Source organism: Natronomonas amylolytica, assembly GCF_037031205.1.
Lineage (GTDB): Archaea > Halobacteriota > Halobacteria > Halobacteriales > Haloarculaceae > Natronomonas > Natronomonas amylolytica.
In genome coordinates this window covers 124,495-140,259 of the sequence record NZ_JAYEZM010000010.1, presented here as the reverse complement: position 1 = coordinate 140,259, position 15,765 = coordinate 124,495, and the positions used below count along the sequence as shown (strand labels likewise).

The 15,765-nt window shown below is 66.7% G+C and carries 13 protein-coding genes and 1 pseudogene; 9 read left to right on the top strand and 5 right to left on the bottom strand.

Annotation, left to right across the window (positions count from 1 at the left end; translation table 11 throughout):
* The 5 genes and pseudogenes from U5914_RS14545 to U5914_RS14525 form a co-directional block, all read left to right on the top strand.
* A pseudogene (locus tag U5914_RS14545) lies at positions 1 to 158 on the top strand (IS6 family transposase); the annotation flags it as partial.
* Positions 159 to 222: 64 nt separating this feature from the next.
* The gene (locus tag U5914_RS14540) at positions 223 to 948 is read left to right on the top strand and encodes a DICT sensory domain-containing protein (protein WP_336136476.1); all 726 of its coding nucleotides are present in this window, start codon (positions 223 to 225) and stop codon (positions 946 to 948) included.
* A 95-nt stretch (positions 949 to 1,043) separates the two neighbouring features.
* Positions 1,044 to 2,813 (top strand): COG1361 S-layer family protein, encoded by a 1,770-nt coding sequence (locus U5914_RS14535; RefSeq protein WP_336136472.1) that lies wholly within the window; start codon positions 1,044 to 1,046, stop codon positions 2,811 to 2,813.
* Positions 2,814 to 5,267, top strand: coding sequence for an efflux RND transporter permease subunit (locus U5914_RS14530; protein WP_336136471.1), 2,454 nt, complete (start codon positions 2,814 to 2,816; stop codon positions 5,265 to 5,267).
* Positions 5,268 to 5,340: 73 nt separating this feature from the next.
* The gene (locus tag U5914_RS14525) at positions 5,341 to 5,898 is read left to right on the top strand and encodes a DUF7504 family protein (protein ID WP_336136470.1); all 558 of its coding nucleotides are present in this window, start codon (positions 5,341 to 5,343) and stop codon (positions 5,896 to 5,898) included.
* Here the strand turns inward: U5914_RS14525 and U5914_RS14520 are convergent.
* Complete coding sequence (locus tag U5914_RS14520) at positions 5,895 to 6,686, bottom strand: N-acyl homoserine lactonase family protein (RefSeq protein WP_336136469.1); 792 nt, start codon at positions 6,684 to 6,686, stop codon at positions 5,895 to 5,897. The two genes, U5914_RS14525 and U5914_RS14520, sit on opposite strands and share 4 nt — an antisense overlap.
* A 107-nt stretch (positions 6,687 to 6,793) precedes the next feature.
* Between U5914_RS14520 and U5914_RS14515 the strand changes: the two genes are divergently transcribed.
* The 3 genes from U5914_RS14515 (at position 6,794) to sugE (ending at position 9,495) form a co-directional block, all read left to right on the top strand.
* Positions 6,794 to 7,897 carry a glycosyltransferase family 4 protein gene (locus U5914_RS14515; protein ID WP_418766772.1) on the top strand — a complete coding sequence of 368 codons (1,104 nt, stop codon included), beginning with the start codon at positions 6,794 to 6,796 and terminating at the stop codon, positions 7,895 to 7,897.
* A gap of 24 nt (positions 7,898 to 7,921) precedes the next feature.
* Entirely contained in the window at positions 7,922 to 9,013 is a 1,092-nt protein-coding gene (locus U5914_RS14510; protein ID WP_336136467.1) for a glycosyltransferase, read from the top strand.
* A gap of 158 nt (positions 9,014 to 9,171) precedes the next feature.
* Positions 9,172 to 9,495, top strand: coding sequence for a quaternary ammonium compound efflux SMR transporter SugE (gene sugE, locus U5914_RS14505; RefSeq protein WP_336136475.1), 324 nt, complete (start codon positions 9,172 to 9,174; stop codon positions 9,493 to 9,495).
* Between the two features lie 115 nt (positions 9,496 to 9,610).
* Here sugE and U5914_RS14500 read toward each other — a convergent pair whose 3' ends face one another.
* Positions 9,611 to 10,039, bottom strand: coding sequence for an FAD synthase family protein (locus U5914_RS14500; RefSeq protein ID WP_336136466.1), 429 nt, complete (start codon positions 10,037 to 10,039; stop codon positions 9,611 to 9,613).
* Positions 10,036 to 10,539, bottom strand: coding sequence for a JAB/MPN domain protein-containing protein (locus U5914_RS14495; RefSeq protein WP_336136465.1), 504 nt, complete (start codon positions 10,537 to 10,539; stop codon positions 10,036 to 10,038). Before U5914_RS14495 ends, U5914_RS14500 begins: the two co-directional genes overlap by 4 nt.
* Positions 10,540 to 10,684: 145 nt before the next feature.
* On the opposite strand from U5914_RS14495, the gene U5914_RS14490 reads away from it, so the two are divergent.
* On the top strand, positions 10,685 to 12,595 hold the full coding sequence (locus U5914_RS14490) for a DHH family phosphoesterase (protein WP_336136464.1): 1,911 nt from the start codon (positions 10,685 to 10,687) through the stop codon (positions 12,593 to 12,595).
* Here U5914_RS14490 and U5914_RS14485 read toward each other — a convergent pair whose 3' ends face one another.
* Positions 12,596 to 14,251 (bottom strand): phospholipase D-like domain-containing protein, encoded by a 1,656-nt coding sequence (locus tag U5914_RS14485; RefSeq protein WP_336136463.1) that lies wholly within the window; start codon positions 14,249 to 14,251, stop codon positions 12,596 to 12,598. It abuts the gene before it with no gap.
* A gap of 118 nt (positions 14,252 to 14,369) precedes the next feature.
* Positions 14,370 to 15,653 carry a HEAT repeat domain-containing protein gene (locus tag U5914_RS14480; RefSeq protein WP_336136462.1) on the bottom strand — a complete coding sequence of 428 codons (1,284 nt, stop codon included), beginning with the start codon at positions 15,651 to 15,653 and terminating at the stop codon, positions 14,370 to 14,372.
* Between the last annotated feature and the right edge of the window lie 112 nt (positions 15,654 to 15,765).

Genomic DNA, 15,765 nt, shown 5'->3' with positions numbered 1-15,765 from the left:
GATACGAAAAACACGGAAATCGGAACAGCGCCGAACGTGTCTTTCGTGAGATAAAACGACGAACTACCAGCTTTTCGAACTGTTTCAGCAACGCCGAAGCAGACACCGCCGACGATTGGCTTCGAGCATTCGCCTTCGCATGGAATCAGCTTATCTGAACACTACCCGGCGGACGTGGCACAGGCTTATTAGGTGGAATGTCTTGCGTGTACCCACAAGCGGATGTCACTCACCGAACTCATCGCGGGGGTCGAGGAACACGAGAAGACGCTGACCGTCTTCAACGGCGACGGCGAGGACGTCGCCGCCCTCCGCGAGCAATTTCACGACCGGAACCTCTCGGTGACCGCCGAGCGGACGCCGAGCGGCAAGCCGAACGCCTTCGCCGTGCTCTCGGAGGACGGCGAGTTCGTCACCGCCGCCAGCCTCGACGACATTCGGGGTCCCGAATCCGACGAGAACGACCCCGACTTCGCCGAGAACGCCTACCGGCCAATCCTCGATTACCTCGACGAGACGATGTTCACGTCCTACGACATCGGGCAGATGGTCGCCGCCTCCCGGGAAATCGAGGACCGCGCGTGGCGTCTCGGCAAGGGCTCGCTTCACTCGGGCTTCCAGAAGCTCTCGATTCTCGAAGACCAGATGGACATCTACGAGCAACTGGCCGAGAGGAACTCCCTCGACGTCTACGCCTACGCCGTCCCCGATACCGACGTCCCGAACCACGACACCGACCTCACGATTCACGTCGAACGCACCGACGAGATCGAACGGTCGTGGTTCGTCGTCTACGACGGCGCCGGCATCGACGTCAACAAGTGTGCCCTGCTGGCCGAAGAGCGGGAACCCCGGTCGTTCTACGGCTTCTGGACGTACGACCCCGATACGGTCGATTGGATAATCGACCACCTCGAATCCACCTACGGACTGGTCGAGTCCCGGTAGGTCGACCGACACGCCGGACGGGGTGTTTTCCGACAGCCCGCGCCCGCCAGAAAGTAAAAATGCTTTTCCGCGTTGTGATTGAACGTTCAATCAACATGGGACGGATGGAGTCGACCGACGGAGAAAGCGCTGGCGATGCGACCCCCGCTGCGAGTGCGGGTGACGGCATCGAGAACGAACAGCGCGGCAGCGCCGAAGGGAACGGACACGGCGGGCACCCCCTCGATTGGGTCGGGACGCGCTCCGTCGGCTCCCGAATCGCGGTCGTGGGACTCGTCTCGCTGCTCCTCGTTTCCGCGGTCGCTCCGTTCCTCGCCGGCACCGCGGCCGCGAACGTCACCGGCGAGCCGGACATCTCCCTTACTATCGCCGACAACCGCGTCGACGCCGGCGAGACGACGACCCTCGAAGTCAGCGTCGTCAATCGCGGCGAACTCGACTCCGGCAGCAACGTGGGTAACGTCCAGGCCGAACGGCGCGCCACGACCGCCCGCGGCCTGACGCTGACACCGCGAGACAGCGGCCCCATCACCGTCCACACCAACACGCAAGCGGTCGGGAACGTCCCCGACGGCGAGGCGATTCCGGCCCGATTCGATATCACCGTCGACGAGGACGCCGACCCCGGCATCTACCGGGTCCCCGTCGAGGTCAGTTACAAATACAGCCCCTTCGTCTCCGAGCGGGCGAGCCACTCCCAGCGGGACGAGGTTCGCAGCCGGACCAAGAACGTCCGCGTCGTCGTCGACGAGGACGGCAACTTCGAGGTAACCGGCGTCGAGTCGACCGCCGAATCGGGCGGCGACGGCTGGGTCGAGGTGACCCTCGACCACACCGGCGACCGCACCGTCGACGACGCCACCGTCGAGTTCCAGTCCCGCAGTTCCGGCCTCCGATTCGGGGGCAGCGACCGCACGACGGCGTATCTCGGCACCGTCGAACCGGGCGACCAGCGAACCGTCCGGGTCGAGGGCGCCTTCGCCGAGGACGCCCGTTCGCGGGACTACGCTGCCGACCTCGCGTTGAACTACGACGAGCGCGGCGGCGACCGCACCGGGGAGCGACACGTCGTCGGCATCGAACCCGAGGCCGACCAGACGTTCGCCGTCGAGAACGTCGACTCCACCCTCCGGGTCGCACAGGACGGCACGGTCCGCGGCACCGTCGTCAACGAGGGACCGAACGAGGCCCGCAACGTCGTCGTGACGCTGTCGCCGCCCACCGACAACGTCCAAGTCCTCGAACCCGAGGTCGCCGTCGGCGACCTGGACGCCGGCGAGCGCGTCGACGTGGCCTTCGACGTCGAGGTCTCCAGCGCCGCTCGCGCCGGCCCGCGGCAGTTCACCCTCAGTACCGAATACGAGAACCTCGACGGCGACACCCAGCGGGCCGACGACGTCCGATTCCGGCAGACCGTCGAGCCGCGGCGTGACGTCTTCACGGTCGAACCCGTCAACGCGACGGTCACGGCCGGTGGTTCCGACCGCATCGTACTGGCGGTGACCAACAACGAGGACGAGACGGTCACCGACGTGTCGGCGAAGGTGTTCGCCTCCTCGCCGCTGTCGGTGAGCGACGACGAGGCGTTCGTCGACGAACTCGAACCCGGCGAGACCGCCGAACTCCCCTTCCGGGTCAGCGCGGCCGGAAGCGCGATGCAGAAGGACTACCCGATATCGGTCGACTTCCAGTACGTCGACGAGGACGGGGAGACCCGGCTGACCGACAGCTACCGCGTCCCAGTCGGCGTCGAGGAGGAAAGCGGCGGCCTCTTCGGGTCCATCGGTCCCGCGATTCCCGCCGGACTGGTCGCATTCGGCCTCGCACCGCTTGCCGCCATCGCGTTCCGCTACCGGCGTCGATAGATGGACGTCGACTACCAGTACCTCATCGACCGGGTCGACGCCCTCATCACCGAGCGGCCGGGGACGGTCATCGTCGTCTTCCTGCTTTTGACGGCCGCCTTCGCGGTCGGGTTGGGCAACGTCGAAACCGCCGCCGGCACCGAGCAGTTCGCCGAGAACGTCCCCGCCGAGGAGGCCTTTCAGGAGGTCAACCGCCAGTTCACGCCGTCCTTTGCGGCCGATACGGGGAGTACGCAACTGATACAGAGCGGCGAGAACGTGCTGGCCCGCAACGAACTCCTCCGGATGTTGACCGTCCAGGAGGAACTGGAGGCCCACGACGGGTTGCGCGTCTCGAGTACCTCCAGTGCCGCGAGCATCGTCGCCCAGCAACTCGACCCCGAGGCGACGACGCCGGAAGAACAGCGGCGGGCCATCGAGTCGGCGACCGACACGGAGATACGGGAGGCCGTCCGGCAGGCCGACGAGCGGAACCCCCGGTTCTCCGGGCTGGTCTCCAACGACTTCAACCGCGGTTCAGCCAGCGCCTCGGCGACGGTCGGCATCGCGACCCACGAACTCCCGGCCGGCCTCGAAACCAGCTCGGGACAGGGTGGGACGAGCCCGCTGACGCCGTTACAGGAGCGGGCCCAGTTCGTGACCGAGAGCGCGGGCGGCGACATCCGGGTGTTCGGCGCGGGCATCACCGCCGCCGAGTTCTCGGCGGTCATCACGGACACGCTCCGCATCGTCGTGCCCGCCGCGCTCCTCCTGATTACGTTCTTCCTCCTCGTCGCTTACCGGGACCTCGCGGACCTCCTTTTGGGCGTGGTCGCGCTCCTCATCGCGCTGGTCTGGACGTTCGGCTTCATGGGGCTGGCCGGCATCCCGTTCAGTCAGGTGTTGATCGCGGTCCCGCCGATGTTGCTGGCGGTCGGCATCGACTTCGGGATTCACGCAGTCAACCGCTATCGGGAGGAACGCGAGGAGGGCTACGGCATCGACGACGGGATGAGTCGGGCGACCGACCAGGTGCTCGTCGCCTTCTTCATCGTCACGGGGACGACCGTCATCGGCTTCGCCGCCAACCTGACCAGCGACCTCGCCCCCATCCGCGAGTTCGGCGTCGTCGCATCGGTCGGCATCGTCTTTACGTTCCTCATCTTCGGTATCTTCCTTCCCGCCGCGAAGGTGAAACTCGACCACGCTCGCGAGTCCTACCCGATTCCGACCTTCTCGACGGCGCCGATGGGGTCGAGCGGGTCGCGGCTATCGAGCGTACACGCCGTCGGCGTCACGGTCGCCCGAACCGCTCCCGCCGTCTTCGTGGGCGCGCTGCTTCTCACCAGCGGCTTCGCCGCCGTCTACGCGACGGGGGTCGACACCACCTTCGAGGACGAGGACTTCCTCCCGCCCGAGGAAACCCCCGACTACTACGGGTACGCGCCGGAGCCACTCGAACCCGGCGACTACTCCGTCACGCGGAACATCAACTTCCTGCAGGACAACTTCGAATCCGGGCAGAGCGATACCGTCACCGTCTACGTTGAGGGGCCGATGGAGGCGCCACACGCCCTGGAGGCGCTCCATCGGGCCGGCGACGACCCGCCCGATAGCTTCGTCCGCGAGGGCGGCCGGGCCGACGAGACCAGCCTCGTGACCGTCATTCAGGACCACGCCGACCGGGACCCCGAGTTCCGTCGGATGGTCGACCGCAACGACATCGACGCCGACGGCGTTCCCGACCGCAACCTCGGGGAGATATACGATTACCTGCTGGACTCGCCGGCCGCCGAGCAGACCCGCCAGTATCTCACCGACGACAGACGCGCGACCCGGGTCGTCTACGCGGTCGAATCCGACGCCAGCCAGGGGGAGATAACCGCCGACGCCCGGACGGCCGCCGACAGACAGCGCTACACCGCCACCGCGACCGGCAACACCGTCGTCTTTCAGGCCATCTCGAATCTCATCCTCGAGTCGGCGATAGTCAGCCTCGCGGTCGCGCTGACCGGCACCGCCGTCTTCCTCGTGTTCATCTACTGGCTGTTGCTCGGGCGGGCGAGTCTCGGCGTCGCCAACGTCGTTCCCGTGGCCATCACCGTGACCCTCATCGCCGCCTCGATGCGCGCGCTCGGTATCTCCTTCAACGCCTTCACCGCGACCATCCTCGCGATAACCATCGGCCTCGGCATCGACTACTCGGTCCACGTCACCCACCGCTTCGCCGACGAATACGAGGAGCACGGCCGCGGCGTCTACGACGCGCTCGACCGGACCATCGAGGGCACCGGCGGCGCCCTCGCGGGGAGCATGCTCACCACCACCTTCGGTATCGGCGTTCTCATGCTGTCGCTGTTCCCCGCCATCGGACAGTTCGGGTTCCTCACCGCGCTGAGCATCCTCTATTCGTATCTGGCCTCGATATTCGTCCTGCCGTCGGTGCTGGCCGTGTGGGCGCGACTGGTCGGCTGAACCGGTCCGTCCGTTCTCCCTTTCCCCACCCAGCGTAACGGCTTTCGGGACCGGCCTCGAAGCCGTGGACATCGTGGCGTCGATAGACGAGTGGCTGGCCGACGCGACCGGGAGTTACGTGCTCGAGGCGCCGCCGCTTTCCGGCACGCCGCTGTTTCTCGGACGGGCGGGCGACCAGCGCGCCGGCGAGACGCTGTTCGTGACGGCGACCCGGAGCGCCGGGGGGCTGACCCCAGCGGTCCGCTCGTCGGTGACGACGGTCCTCGACTGTTCGCCCGGCGAGGCCGGGGAAGCGGCCGACGTTGGGTCGCCGGCAGACCTCACGGGCATCTCGATGCCGCTCTCGGAGTTCATGAAGCGGGCCGATTCCCCCGCCATCGGCTTCGATTCCGTCTCGACGCTACTCTACTACACCGAAGAGGCTGCCGTCTTTCGTTTTCTGAGCGTGCTCACGGCACACCTCCGCCGAAACGACGGCCTCGGCCTGTTCGTTCTGACGCCCGAGGCGCACGACGAACGGACCGTCCGCACGCTCGCGCAGGTGTTCGACGGCCGCATCGAACTCGACGAAGGCGGCGACCGCGTCCGCGTCGGCGCGCCCGACGCGCCCGATGGCTGGCAGCCCCGCTAGAGGCCGTCCCGAATCCGCTCGAACTGGTCGGGGTCGTGGCCGTAGATGACTCGCGCGTCGTGGCGGCGTTCGAGGTCCTGCAGGAACCGGCGGCTCTCCTCCCACGCCTGCGAATCGGCCAGGAGGCTAGCGCCCATCGACCGACCATCCTCGTAGTTCGGTTCGAGGAAGGCTAAGTCGCCGGCGATGATGACGTTCTCGTCGTCCTCACGATGGATGAGCGCGCCGAGCGAACCCGGCGTGTGGCCGGGAACGTGGAGCAGTTCGATGCCGTCGAACAGTTGGTAGCGCCCCTGGTCGATGACCTCCCACGCGAGGTCGTGGTCGAAGTCCGCGGCGAGGTAGGCGCTCCCGCCGGCCGGCGATTTTGCCGACAGGTAGGCGTGTTCGAGTTCACGCCGATGGACGTAGACCGGCACGTCGGTCCCGTCGAAGTGATAGAGTCCGCCGGCGTGGTCGAGATGCAGGTGCGACTGGACGACGCAGTCGATGTCGTCGAGTCCGTAGCCGACCTCGTGGAGGGCGGTTTCGAGGTCGTGGTCGCCCGCGTCGGGGTGAGCGAAGGCCTCGTACAGCGGGTCGGGCCAGTAGCCGTCGGCGGCATCCGGGTGCGACCCCGTATCCCAGAGGACGGTCCCTTCGGGGTGGTCGACGAGCAGGTTCCAGACCGCGAAGGCCTCGTATTCGAGGTCCGGGTCGCGGTCGCTGTCGGTCGCCGCTACCTCGCCGTCGAGCGCGTAGTTCACGTCGGCGTGGATGCGGCCTCTGTCGAGGACGTGGAGGTCCATGCCGATGGGTAGGGCCGCAACCCCTTTCCTTTATCCCACGGTCTCACCCGCGCCGGCGCGTGAGATTCACCGGAAACTAAGGCCGAGTGTCGCGGAGGGGGCGACGAGTGCGCGTCCTCAACTACCTCGAACTGGAATCGGAACTGCAGCGAAGCGGTATCGGCACGGCGGCCCGCCACCAGCGGAAGGCGCTTGCCGATACCGGCCTGCAGGTGGTCACCTCGCCGTGGAACGGCGGCCGTCTCGGGACCGCGGCGGTAAAGCGGGCGGTCGGCGACCGACTGTTCGAGTCCTACGACCTCGCCCACTGCAACCTCGTGGGGCCGGGCACCGTCGCGGTCGCCCGACACGCCAGGCGCAACGACATCCCGCTGGTCCTGCACGCGCACACCACCCATCAGGACTTCGCCGAGAGTTTCCGCGGGTCGACGACCGTCGCCCCCGCCTTCGGCACGTATCTGAAGTGGTTCTACTCGCAGGCCGACCTCGTGTTGTGTCCGAGCGAGCACACCAAATCCGTCCTCGATTCCTACCCCATCGACGCCCCGGTCCGCCCGATTACCAACGGCGTCGACATCGCGTCGCTGGAGGGGTTCGAGTCGTTCCGCGAGGACTACCGCGAGCGCTACGACCTCGACGGGACCGTCGTCTTCTCGGTCGGCAACGTCTTCGAGCGGAAGGGTCTGACCACCTTCTGTCGACTGGCCGAAACCACCGACTACGAGTTCGCGTGGTTCGGCCCCTACGATACGGGACTGCTGGCCTCCTCGGCGGTCCGAAAGTGGGTCCAGAACCCGCCGGAGAACGCGACCTTCACCGGGTGGGTACCGGACATCCGGGGAGCATTCGGCGCCGGGGACATCTACCTCTTCGCGACGAAGTCCGAAACGCAGGGTATCGCCGCCCTCGAAGCGATGGCCTGCGGCAAACCCGTCGTCATCCGCGATCTGTCCATCTTCGAACAGTTCTACACCGACGGCGTCGACTGCCTGAAATGCGACGACCTCGCGGAGTTCCGTGAGGCGATAGACCGCCTGAGCAGCGACCCCGAACTGCGCGACCGACTCGGCGAGAACGCCCGTGAGACGGCTCGAGAACACAGTTTAGAGCGGGTCGCCGAGGAGCTAACCGACGCCTACGAGACGGCCCGGCGGCTGGCGAACGGTGGGTCGGCGGCGGACGTCGGCGATACGGAAGTCATAACCGATTAAAGTCCGGTCGGCTAATCCCCGCCAATGAAGACCGTCGCAGTGTTTACGGACACGTACCTGCCGACGGTCAACGGCGTGACCTACACCGTCAACACGTGGCGGGACCGCTGGCGGGCCCGCGGCGGCCGGATGCCCGTCGTCTATCCCGACGACGACGAGTACGCCCCCGCCGACGGCGAGTTCTCCGTCCCGAGCGTCCCGTTCCCGTTCTACGAGGGGTTCCGGTTCGGCGTCCCGTCGATTCCGGGCGAGCTACCCGCTCCGGATATCGTCCACGCCCACACCCCGTTCATGCTCGGTCTGGCGGGCAGACGGCTCGCCGGGAAACACGACGTCCCGCTCGTCGTCTCCTACCATACGCCCGCCCACGAGTACGCCGACTACATCAGCGACGCCTTCGCCGGCGTCATCCGGCAGGCCGCGGACCGCTACGAGGGGTGGTTCTTCGAGGGGGCCGACGCCGTCGTCGTTCCCTCGGAGACGGCCGCCCGGACCGTCGATACCGGGTCGACGCCGACGCGCGTCATCTCGAATGGCGTCGATATCGAGCGGTTCCGGCCCGCAGACGACGACACCATCGCGGCCTTCCGCGACCGCCACGACCTGCCGTCGGGACCGGTCGTCGGCTACACCGGACGGCACGGCTACGAGAAGCGACTCGACGACTTGCTGGCAGCCACCGACGGCCTCGACGTCACCGTCGCGGTCGGCGGCGACGGGCCGGCCCGCGAGGACCTCGAAGCCCGGGCAAGCGACCGGGAGAACGTCCATTTCCTCGGCTTCCTCGACCGCGAGGAGTTGTCGACGTTCTACTCGATGCTCGACGTCTTCGCATTCCCGAGTCCGGTCGAAACGCAGGGGCTGGTCGCGCTGGAGGCCATCGCCTGCGGGACGCCGGTCGTCGCCGCTGACAGCGGAGCGCTCTCCGAGACCGTCGACGACGGCGTGACCGGCTATCACTTCCCGGTCGGCGACGCCGACCGGTTCCGGGCGGCCATAGAGCGCACGCTCTCCGAGGTCGGTTCGCTCGCCGAGAGATGTCTCCAACAGCGCGACCGCCTTTCGGTCGAGCGGTCCATCGACCGACTGGCCGAGGTTTACGACGAGGTCAGCTAATCGTCGTCAGTGGGTCATTCCGCATTGTGCGCGGATTCCTGATTCGGTCGGGGGAGAGGCTCTACGTAACGATACCGAAACAGGTGACTCACCTAAAAGTCCACCTCTCGAGGGATAGCAGAAGGTATAGACAGATCGGTTGGGTAGGTAGAGACCAGATGTCATGGTATCTCCTCGTACTCGCCGGTCTGTTCGAGATCGGTTGGGCAATCGGACTTGAATACTCGGACGGTCTCTCGAAACCGGTGCCGACGCTCGGCACCGCGGTCGCCCTCATCATCAGCATGGTACTGCTGGCACAGGCCGTCAAAAACCTCCCTATAGGCACGGCGTATGCCGTCTGGACGGGTATCGGAGCTGTTGGAACGGCCTCACTTGGAATCGTCCTCTTTGACGAACCGGCCACCCTTGTCCGAGTGGCATTCATCGGCGTAATCGTCGTCGGAATCGTCGGTCTACACGCCGTTTCGGGCGGCCACTAACCGGATACCGTTGTCGCACGTCTCGTCCGAATCTGAACGCAGGTACTCACACGTAAAATCGGTATTACGGCTTATTCTGCTAGTATATGGGTACATAAAACAGTCTGGGGTCGATTCAGCACCGACGTTCGCAGACCCGGTCGATAATCCGTCCCGTCGAGAGGAGTTCGCCGTCGTATTCGGGGTCGCGGGCGGAGGCGCGGGCGACCTCACAGTCGATTCCCTCCTCGTCGAGCATCGCCGCCAGCGTCTCCTCGTCGTGGTGCTGGTCGTGGCCCAGCACGATGACGTCGGGGTCGATGTTCCGGATGGGGACGAAGAAGTCCTCGGTGTGGCCGAGGTGGGCCTCGTCGACGGGGTCGAGGGCGGCGACCATGTCCCGGCGCTGGCGGTCGTCCAGCACCGGCTTTTCCTTGTGGGTGACGTTGGCGCTGCGGGCGATGATGACGTGGAGTTCCTCGCCCATCGATTTCGCGTCGGACAGATAGTGGAGGTGGCCGGGATGGAGGATGTCGAAGGTACCCTGTGCGACGACCCGCCTCATCGTAGCTCCCGGTCGATGTCCGCCTGTGTGAAATCGAAGAACTGGTCGTCCGGCAGTTCCACGTCGAGAACCTCGAGGTCGCGGGGCTGGCCCTCGCTGTCGAAGGCTCGCCAGTCGTCGCGGCCGTAGGGCGCGCCGACGATGATGTGGACCTGTCCCCGCGAGAACGTGGCGAGGTCGGCGTCGCTCGGGCGGAGAACGCCGTTGGGATGGGAGTGAACCGACCCCACGCTCTTGACGTCGTTCGGCATGTAGCTCGGGTTGAACTCGGCGCTCACGGGATTGGTCTTGGTCCCCGGCGCCAGCAGTACGTCGGTGATGACCGTCCCGTCGCGGTCGAGGTCGAGTTTTCGCGCGTCGGTGCCGCGCAGTTGGCCCATGTACTCGTTGGGGTGGGCGTCCTCCGAGGCTTGGAGGGCAAAGTGCAAGGCGTCGTCGGCGATGCCGATGACCTTGCTCGACCGGAACAGGTTCGGTGTCAACGACCCGAGCAGACCCATACGTACGTCTCCGGCATCGCGCCAACTAAGGCTTCCGGACCGACGTCCACTTGAGGGGACCGCCAACGCGGCCAGTCGACGACCGCTCGAACCGCCGAGTTCGACAACAACACCCTTAAAACGAGTCGGGACCGAAAATTCACCAATGACTCGTTCCGCCGCCGGCGACGCCGGCAACCGACCCTCCGAGGGGGTCGTCCACGACCTTTCCCCCGGCTGCACCCTCGACGATATCGAGGAAGGCACGCAGTACGTGGCGACCGTCAACGGGGTCGTCGAGTACGGCGTCTTCGTCGACCTCTCCGAGCACGTTTCCGGCCTCGTTCACGAATCGAACCTGCAGGGCGACTACGACGTCGGCGACGACCTCGTCGTCGAACTGGTCGAAATCCGAGAGAACGGCGACCTCGGCTTCGAAGAGGTCGACGCCGACCCCGACGAGGTCGAGACCGTCGCCGTCGAACACGGTGACGATGTTCGCGTTCCCGACCTCGGCGACCGCATCGGCGATACCGTCCATCTGGAGGGTGTCGTCGTCCAGATCAAACAGACCGCTGGCCCGACCATCTTCTCGATTCAGGACGGCGCCGGCGCCGTTCCCTGCGCCGCCTTCGAGGAAGCCGGCGTGCGCGCCTACCCTGACGTCGAACTCGACGACATCGTCCGCGTGACCGGTACCGTCGAGACCCACGAGGACGCCCTCCAACTGGAGGTCGACAAACTCGTTCGGCTCCGCGGCGAGGCTGCCGAGGAGGCCAGCGAGGCCGTCGAACAGGACCTCGAAGCCCGGGCCGAACCCGCCGAAGTCGAACCGCTCATCGAGTGGCCCGCCTTCGAGAAGCTCCGTGACGACCTCGCGGAGGTCGCCCGCGAACTCCGCCGGTCGGTACTGGACTCCCGGCCGATTCGTCTCCGCCACCACGCCGACGGCGACGGGATGTGCGCCTCCCTGCCCGTCCAGTACGCACTGGAGAACTTCATCGACGAGACCCACGAGGACCCCGACGCCTCCCGCCATCTCTTCAAGCGCCTGCCCTCGAAGGCGCCCTACTACGAGATGGAGGACGTCACCCGCGACCTCAACTTCGCGCTCGAAGACCAGGAGCGACACGGCCAGCGCCTCCCGCTGCTCTTTATGGTCGACAACGGCTCGACCGAGGAGGACACGCCCGCCTACCGCGCGATGGCCCAGTACGACATCCCCATCCTCGTCGTCGACCACCACCACCCCGACCCCGACGCGGTCGGCCCGCTCGTCGAGGAACACGTCAATCCCTACCTCCACGACGAGGACTACCGCATCACGACCGGCATGATGTGTGTCGAACTCGCGCGGATGATCGACCCCTCCATCACCGAGGACCTCGAGCACGTCCCCGCGGTCGCCGGTCTCTCGGACCGCTCGAAGGCCGACGCGATGGGCGACTACCTCGAACTCGCCGAGGAGGCCGGCTACGACGAGGCCGACCTGCAGGACATCGGCGAAGCCCTCGATTACGCGGCCCACTGGCTCCGCTACCAGTCCGGCGAGAACCTCATCAACGACGTGCTTAACCTCGACTGCGACGACGAGGAGCGCCACCGCGAACTGGTTGAGTTCCTCTCGACGCGTGCGACCGAACGCGTCGAATCCCAGATCGACGACTCCGAACCGCACGTCGAACACGAACGGCTCGACAACGGCGCCAATCTCTACCGTCTGGACGTCGAGAACCACGCCCGCCGCTTTACCTACCCCGCGCCCGGCAAGACGACCGGCGAACTCCACGACCGGAAGGTCCAGGAGACCGAAGAACCGGTCATCACCATCGGCTACGGCCCGGACTTCGCGGTTCTCCGCTCGGACGGCGTCCGTCTCGACATCCCGAACATGGTGACCGAACTGCAGGACGAAATCGAGGGCGCGGGCGTCTCCGGTGGCGGCCACCTCGTCGTCGGCTCTATCAAGTTCGTCTCCGGCATGCGCGAACCCGTCATCGACGCCCTCGTCGAGAAGATGGAGGACGCCGAACTCGACGAGGCGCTCCGCAGCACGCTCCTCCGCGACGACGAGTAATCACCACTCCCAGTCGGTCACGACGCCGTCGCGGCCGACGAACGTTATTTTCCGTGCGACCAACAGCCCGCCAGCCCCGGCGACGGCCACCGCACCGAGCAGGCCGGCCGGCAGCGGCCGCCCCGTCGCTCCCGCTTTCGACCAGTCATCCTCGAACACGTCGACGTAATAGGCGGCCACTCTTTTCTCTTCGAGTGCGACGACGACTTCGCGGTTTTCCGTTCGCGCGGTTGGACCCCAGTTGAGACTCCCGAGCAGTACGGTCTCGTCGACCACGACACCCTTGTTGTGGATTTTCTCGTAGCCGCTAGCTTCGTCGACGCGAGCCTGCAGGTCCCAGCCCTCCGCGTCCGCCCGGCGGTTGAGCCACGATACGAGGGCGGCGTTGTCCTCCTCGGCGTACCACGCCCCCGAGAGGTGGATGCGGACGGTGACGCCGCGGTCGGCGGCCCGAAGCACGGCCCGCAGGAGTCGCTCGTCGCGGCTATCGATGTGCATCTGCTGAACGAGCACGCGGTCGTCGGCGGTGTCGATGCGGTCTATCATCTCCTCGGCGGCGTTGTCCGGTGCGACGAGAACGGTCGTCGATTCGACCGTCAGCGATTGGGGCGGGTGACGCTCCTCGAACTCCCCGAGAGCGGGGTCGGACTCGGTGAAGTCGCGGCCCGCGCGGTACTCTTCCCACGGCGTCGCCGCCCGCCAGCGCCAGTCGACGCCGTGGAGGTCCGCCAGCGCCGCTGCCGTCCCGCCGTCGTCGAGGACCACGCCCCAGCCGCGACTCGACATGCCGCCCGTTCCGCCGGGCTTGAAGTTCTCCGAGAGGACGAGCGCCCGGTCGTCGACGACGGCGTATTTGGCGTGGTGGTGGTCGTAGCGGGTGTGTGGACCGGAGAGGAGCCGTACCGAAACGCCCGCCTCGGTGAGGCGGTCGAGTTGGCGTTGCTGGCGAACTGTCATCCCGCCAACCGGGGAGCCATCCAGCAGGACGCGCACCTCGACACCGTCCTCGTGGGCCCCGATAATCGCGTCGGTCGTCCGCGCGGAAGTGAACGTGTAGCCGGCGAGGAGGAGACGCTCCTCCGCGCTCGCGAGCGTCTCGGCCGTCACGTCGTCGCCGTCCGGCAGGACGAACGCCGTCGCCGTTCCGCCGTCGGTTCGGACCGGGTCGAAGTCCGTCGCGCCGACGGGCCGCCAGCGGCCGGTCTCGAAGTCTCGGATTCGTGCCTCCGGCGCGTTCCGGTAGCCGGCGCTGTCGACGGTCCGATTTCCGGCCCGGAGTTCGAGTCGGTCGCCGCCGTCGGCCAACAGGAGTCGGCCATCGAGATGCGCGGTCGGGTGGTCCGTGTGCCGGCCGGCAGCGGACGTATTCATCGCAAACGCGACCGTTCCGTCGACGGTCCGGTTCGGCAAGCGGGCCGTCGTCTTGCCGTCGGTCAGTGTCCAACCAGCCGTGTTCGTCGGGTGGGAAAAGCGGACGGTGACGAACTCGCCCGAGTCCCCGCGGGCGACCGGGGACGGATACGCCGAGACGAGCGTCGCGTTCGAGGATTCGTGTTGCTGGGACGTACCGTTCGGCGCTCCAGCGGCGTGGCCGGCGCCGACGCTACAGGCCAACAGTACGATGGCGAACACGAGGGTTGTGCGACGGGCAAGCACGCGCCGGGTTGGTCCCGGCTTGGTACAAAAAGGGTCGGCTATACCAACCGTTGTAACGAATTACCGGCGAGCGCCCTCTGAGTCGGCGCTCGTCGAGGACAGACTACAGCGGTGGGTATCAGGCGGCGGTCGCGTCGCGCGCCTTCTCGGCTTCGACCTGCACCGTGTAGGCGCGGTCGTCGTCGTACTCGGCGGCGGCCTCGAGGGCGCGCTCGGTGCCGATCTGGACGAGGGCCCACGCCGCGGAGGCACGGACCTCGTTTTCTTCGTCCTCGTCGTCCAACACGTCCGAGAGCGGTTCGATGGCGCGCGTGTCACCGAGGAGACCGAGTGCGCGTGCGGCCTGCGAGCGAACGACCGATTCGTCGTCGTCGAGGGCGTTCGCGACGGCCTGTGTCGCCTCCTCGCTGCCGATTTCGCCGAGCGCGCGCAGCGTCACCTTCTGGAGCGGCGGGTTGTCGCTGTTGGCGAACTCCACGAGCGTCTCGACGGCGCGTTCGTCGCCGATCTTCCCGAGCACCTCGATTTCGGGTCGGTTGCGCTTCTGGGCGCGCTCGTGCATGATCTCGAAGGCCTCCTCGGAGCCGAGTCGGCGGAGCGCGTCGATGCAGTTCTCCTCCATGAAGTCGGACTCGAACTTCTCGAGGGCCTGCACGATGCGCTCGGGGTCGTTTTCGGCCTCCGCGAGGCGAATGACCGTCAACTCCGGCGGGTAGTCCTTCCGGTTTTCGGCGTTCATCCGGTCGTAGAACCCTTCGACGCGGAGCTGTTCGACGACCGTCAGGTCGTCCCACTCCTCGGCGTCGTCGAGGCCCGTCTCCAGTTCGTCGGCGGCCTCCAGCAGCGCCGCGATGGTTTCGTCGTCCTCGTCGGGGTCGAGACCGCCCTCGACGGCCGACCCGCCTTCGACGATGGTCTCGCCGACGTCTTCGAGCGCCGCCGCGAGGTCGTCCAGTTCGTCGCTGCCGGCCACGAAGTCGGCGTCGAGTTCCTCGCCGGCCGCATCGAGGAACGTCTCGGCGGCCGCCTTCGCGTCGGGTTCGCCGTCCTCCGTCCAGCGCGTCTCGCGGAGTTTCGTCGCCGCCTCGTCGAGGACCTCCTGTACGTCCTCGGCGTAGGGGCCGCGTGCTTCTTCGAGCACGTCACGAAGCTCCTCGATGCGCGAGGTCAACTGCTCCTCGCGAGATTCTTCGTCTTCGTCGTCCGGTTCCGGAAGGTCTGCCGCTTCGACGTCGGCTTCGACCGAATCGAGGTCCGCCTCGGCGTCGTCGAGGTCGGCCTCCGTCTCGGCCGCCTCGATGGCGCTTTCGACGTCATCGAGGCGGGATTCGAGGGTGTCCGCGTCGAGGGCCGTCTCCTCCGAGGTGTCGTCCTCGGTCGTCTCGTCGTCCCCGTTGCTCATACACGCCTATCCGCAAGAACGGGGCAAGAGCGTTTCCCTTCTCATCCACTTTTTGCACCTCCCTCGCGCGCCTGCGGCGCGCTCAGTCGGGCAAAAACGTGGTGAAAATATG

Excerpts from the sequence above, each read along its gene's own strand:
- U5914_RS14540 (WP_336136476.1), top strand. The coding sequence starts at position 223 with ATGTCACTCACCGAACTCATCGCGGGGGTCGAGGAACACGAGAAGACG.
- U5914_RS14535 (WP_336136472.1), top strand. The coding sequence starts at position 1,044 with ATGGGACGGATGGAGTCGACCGACGGAGAAAGCGCTGGCGATGCGACC.
- U5914_RS14530 (WP_336136471.1), top strand. The coding sequence starts at position 2,814 with ATGGACGTCGACTACCAGTACCTCATCGACCGGGTCGACGCCCTCATC.
- U5914_RS14520 (WP_336136469.1), bottom strand. The coding sequence starts at position 6,686 with ATGGACCTCCACGTCCTCGACAGAGGCCGCATCCACGCCGACGTGAAC.
- U5914_RS14510 (WP_336136467.1), top strand. The coding sequence starts at position 7,922 with ATGAAGACCGTCGCAGTGTTTACGGACACGTACCTGCCGACGGTCAAC.
- sugE (WP_336136475.1), top strand. The coding sequence starts at position 9,172 with ATGTCATGGTATCTCCTCGTACTCGCCGGTCTGTTCGAGATCGGTTGG.
- U5914_RS14500 (WP_336136466.1), bottom strand. The coding sequence starts at position 10,039 with ATGAGGCGGGTCGTCGCACAGGGTACCTTCGACATCCTCCATCCCGGC.
- U5914_RS14495 (WP_336136465.1), bottom strand. The coding sequence starts at position 10,539 with ATGGGTCTGCTCGGGTCGTTGACACCGAACCTGTTCCGGTCGAGCAAG.
- U5914_RS14490 (WP_336136464.1), top strand. The coding sequence starts at position 10,685 with ATGACTCGTTCCGCCGCCGGCGACGCCGGCAACCGACCCTCCGAGGGG.
- U5914_RS14480 (WP_336136462.1), bottom strand. The coding sequence starts at position 15,653 with ATGAGCAACGGGGACGACGAGACGACCGAGGACGACACCTCGGAGGAG.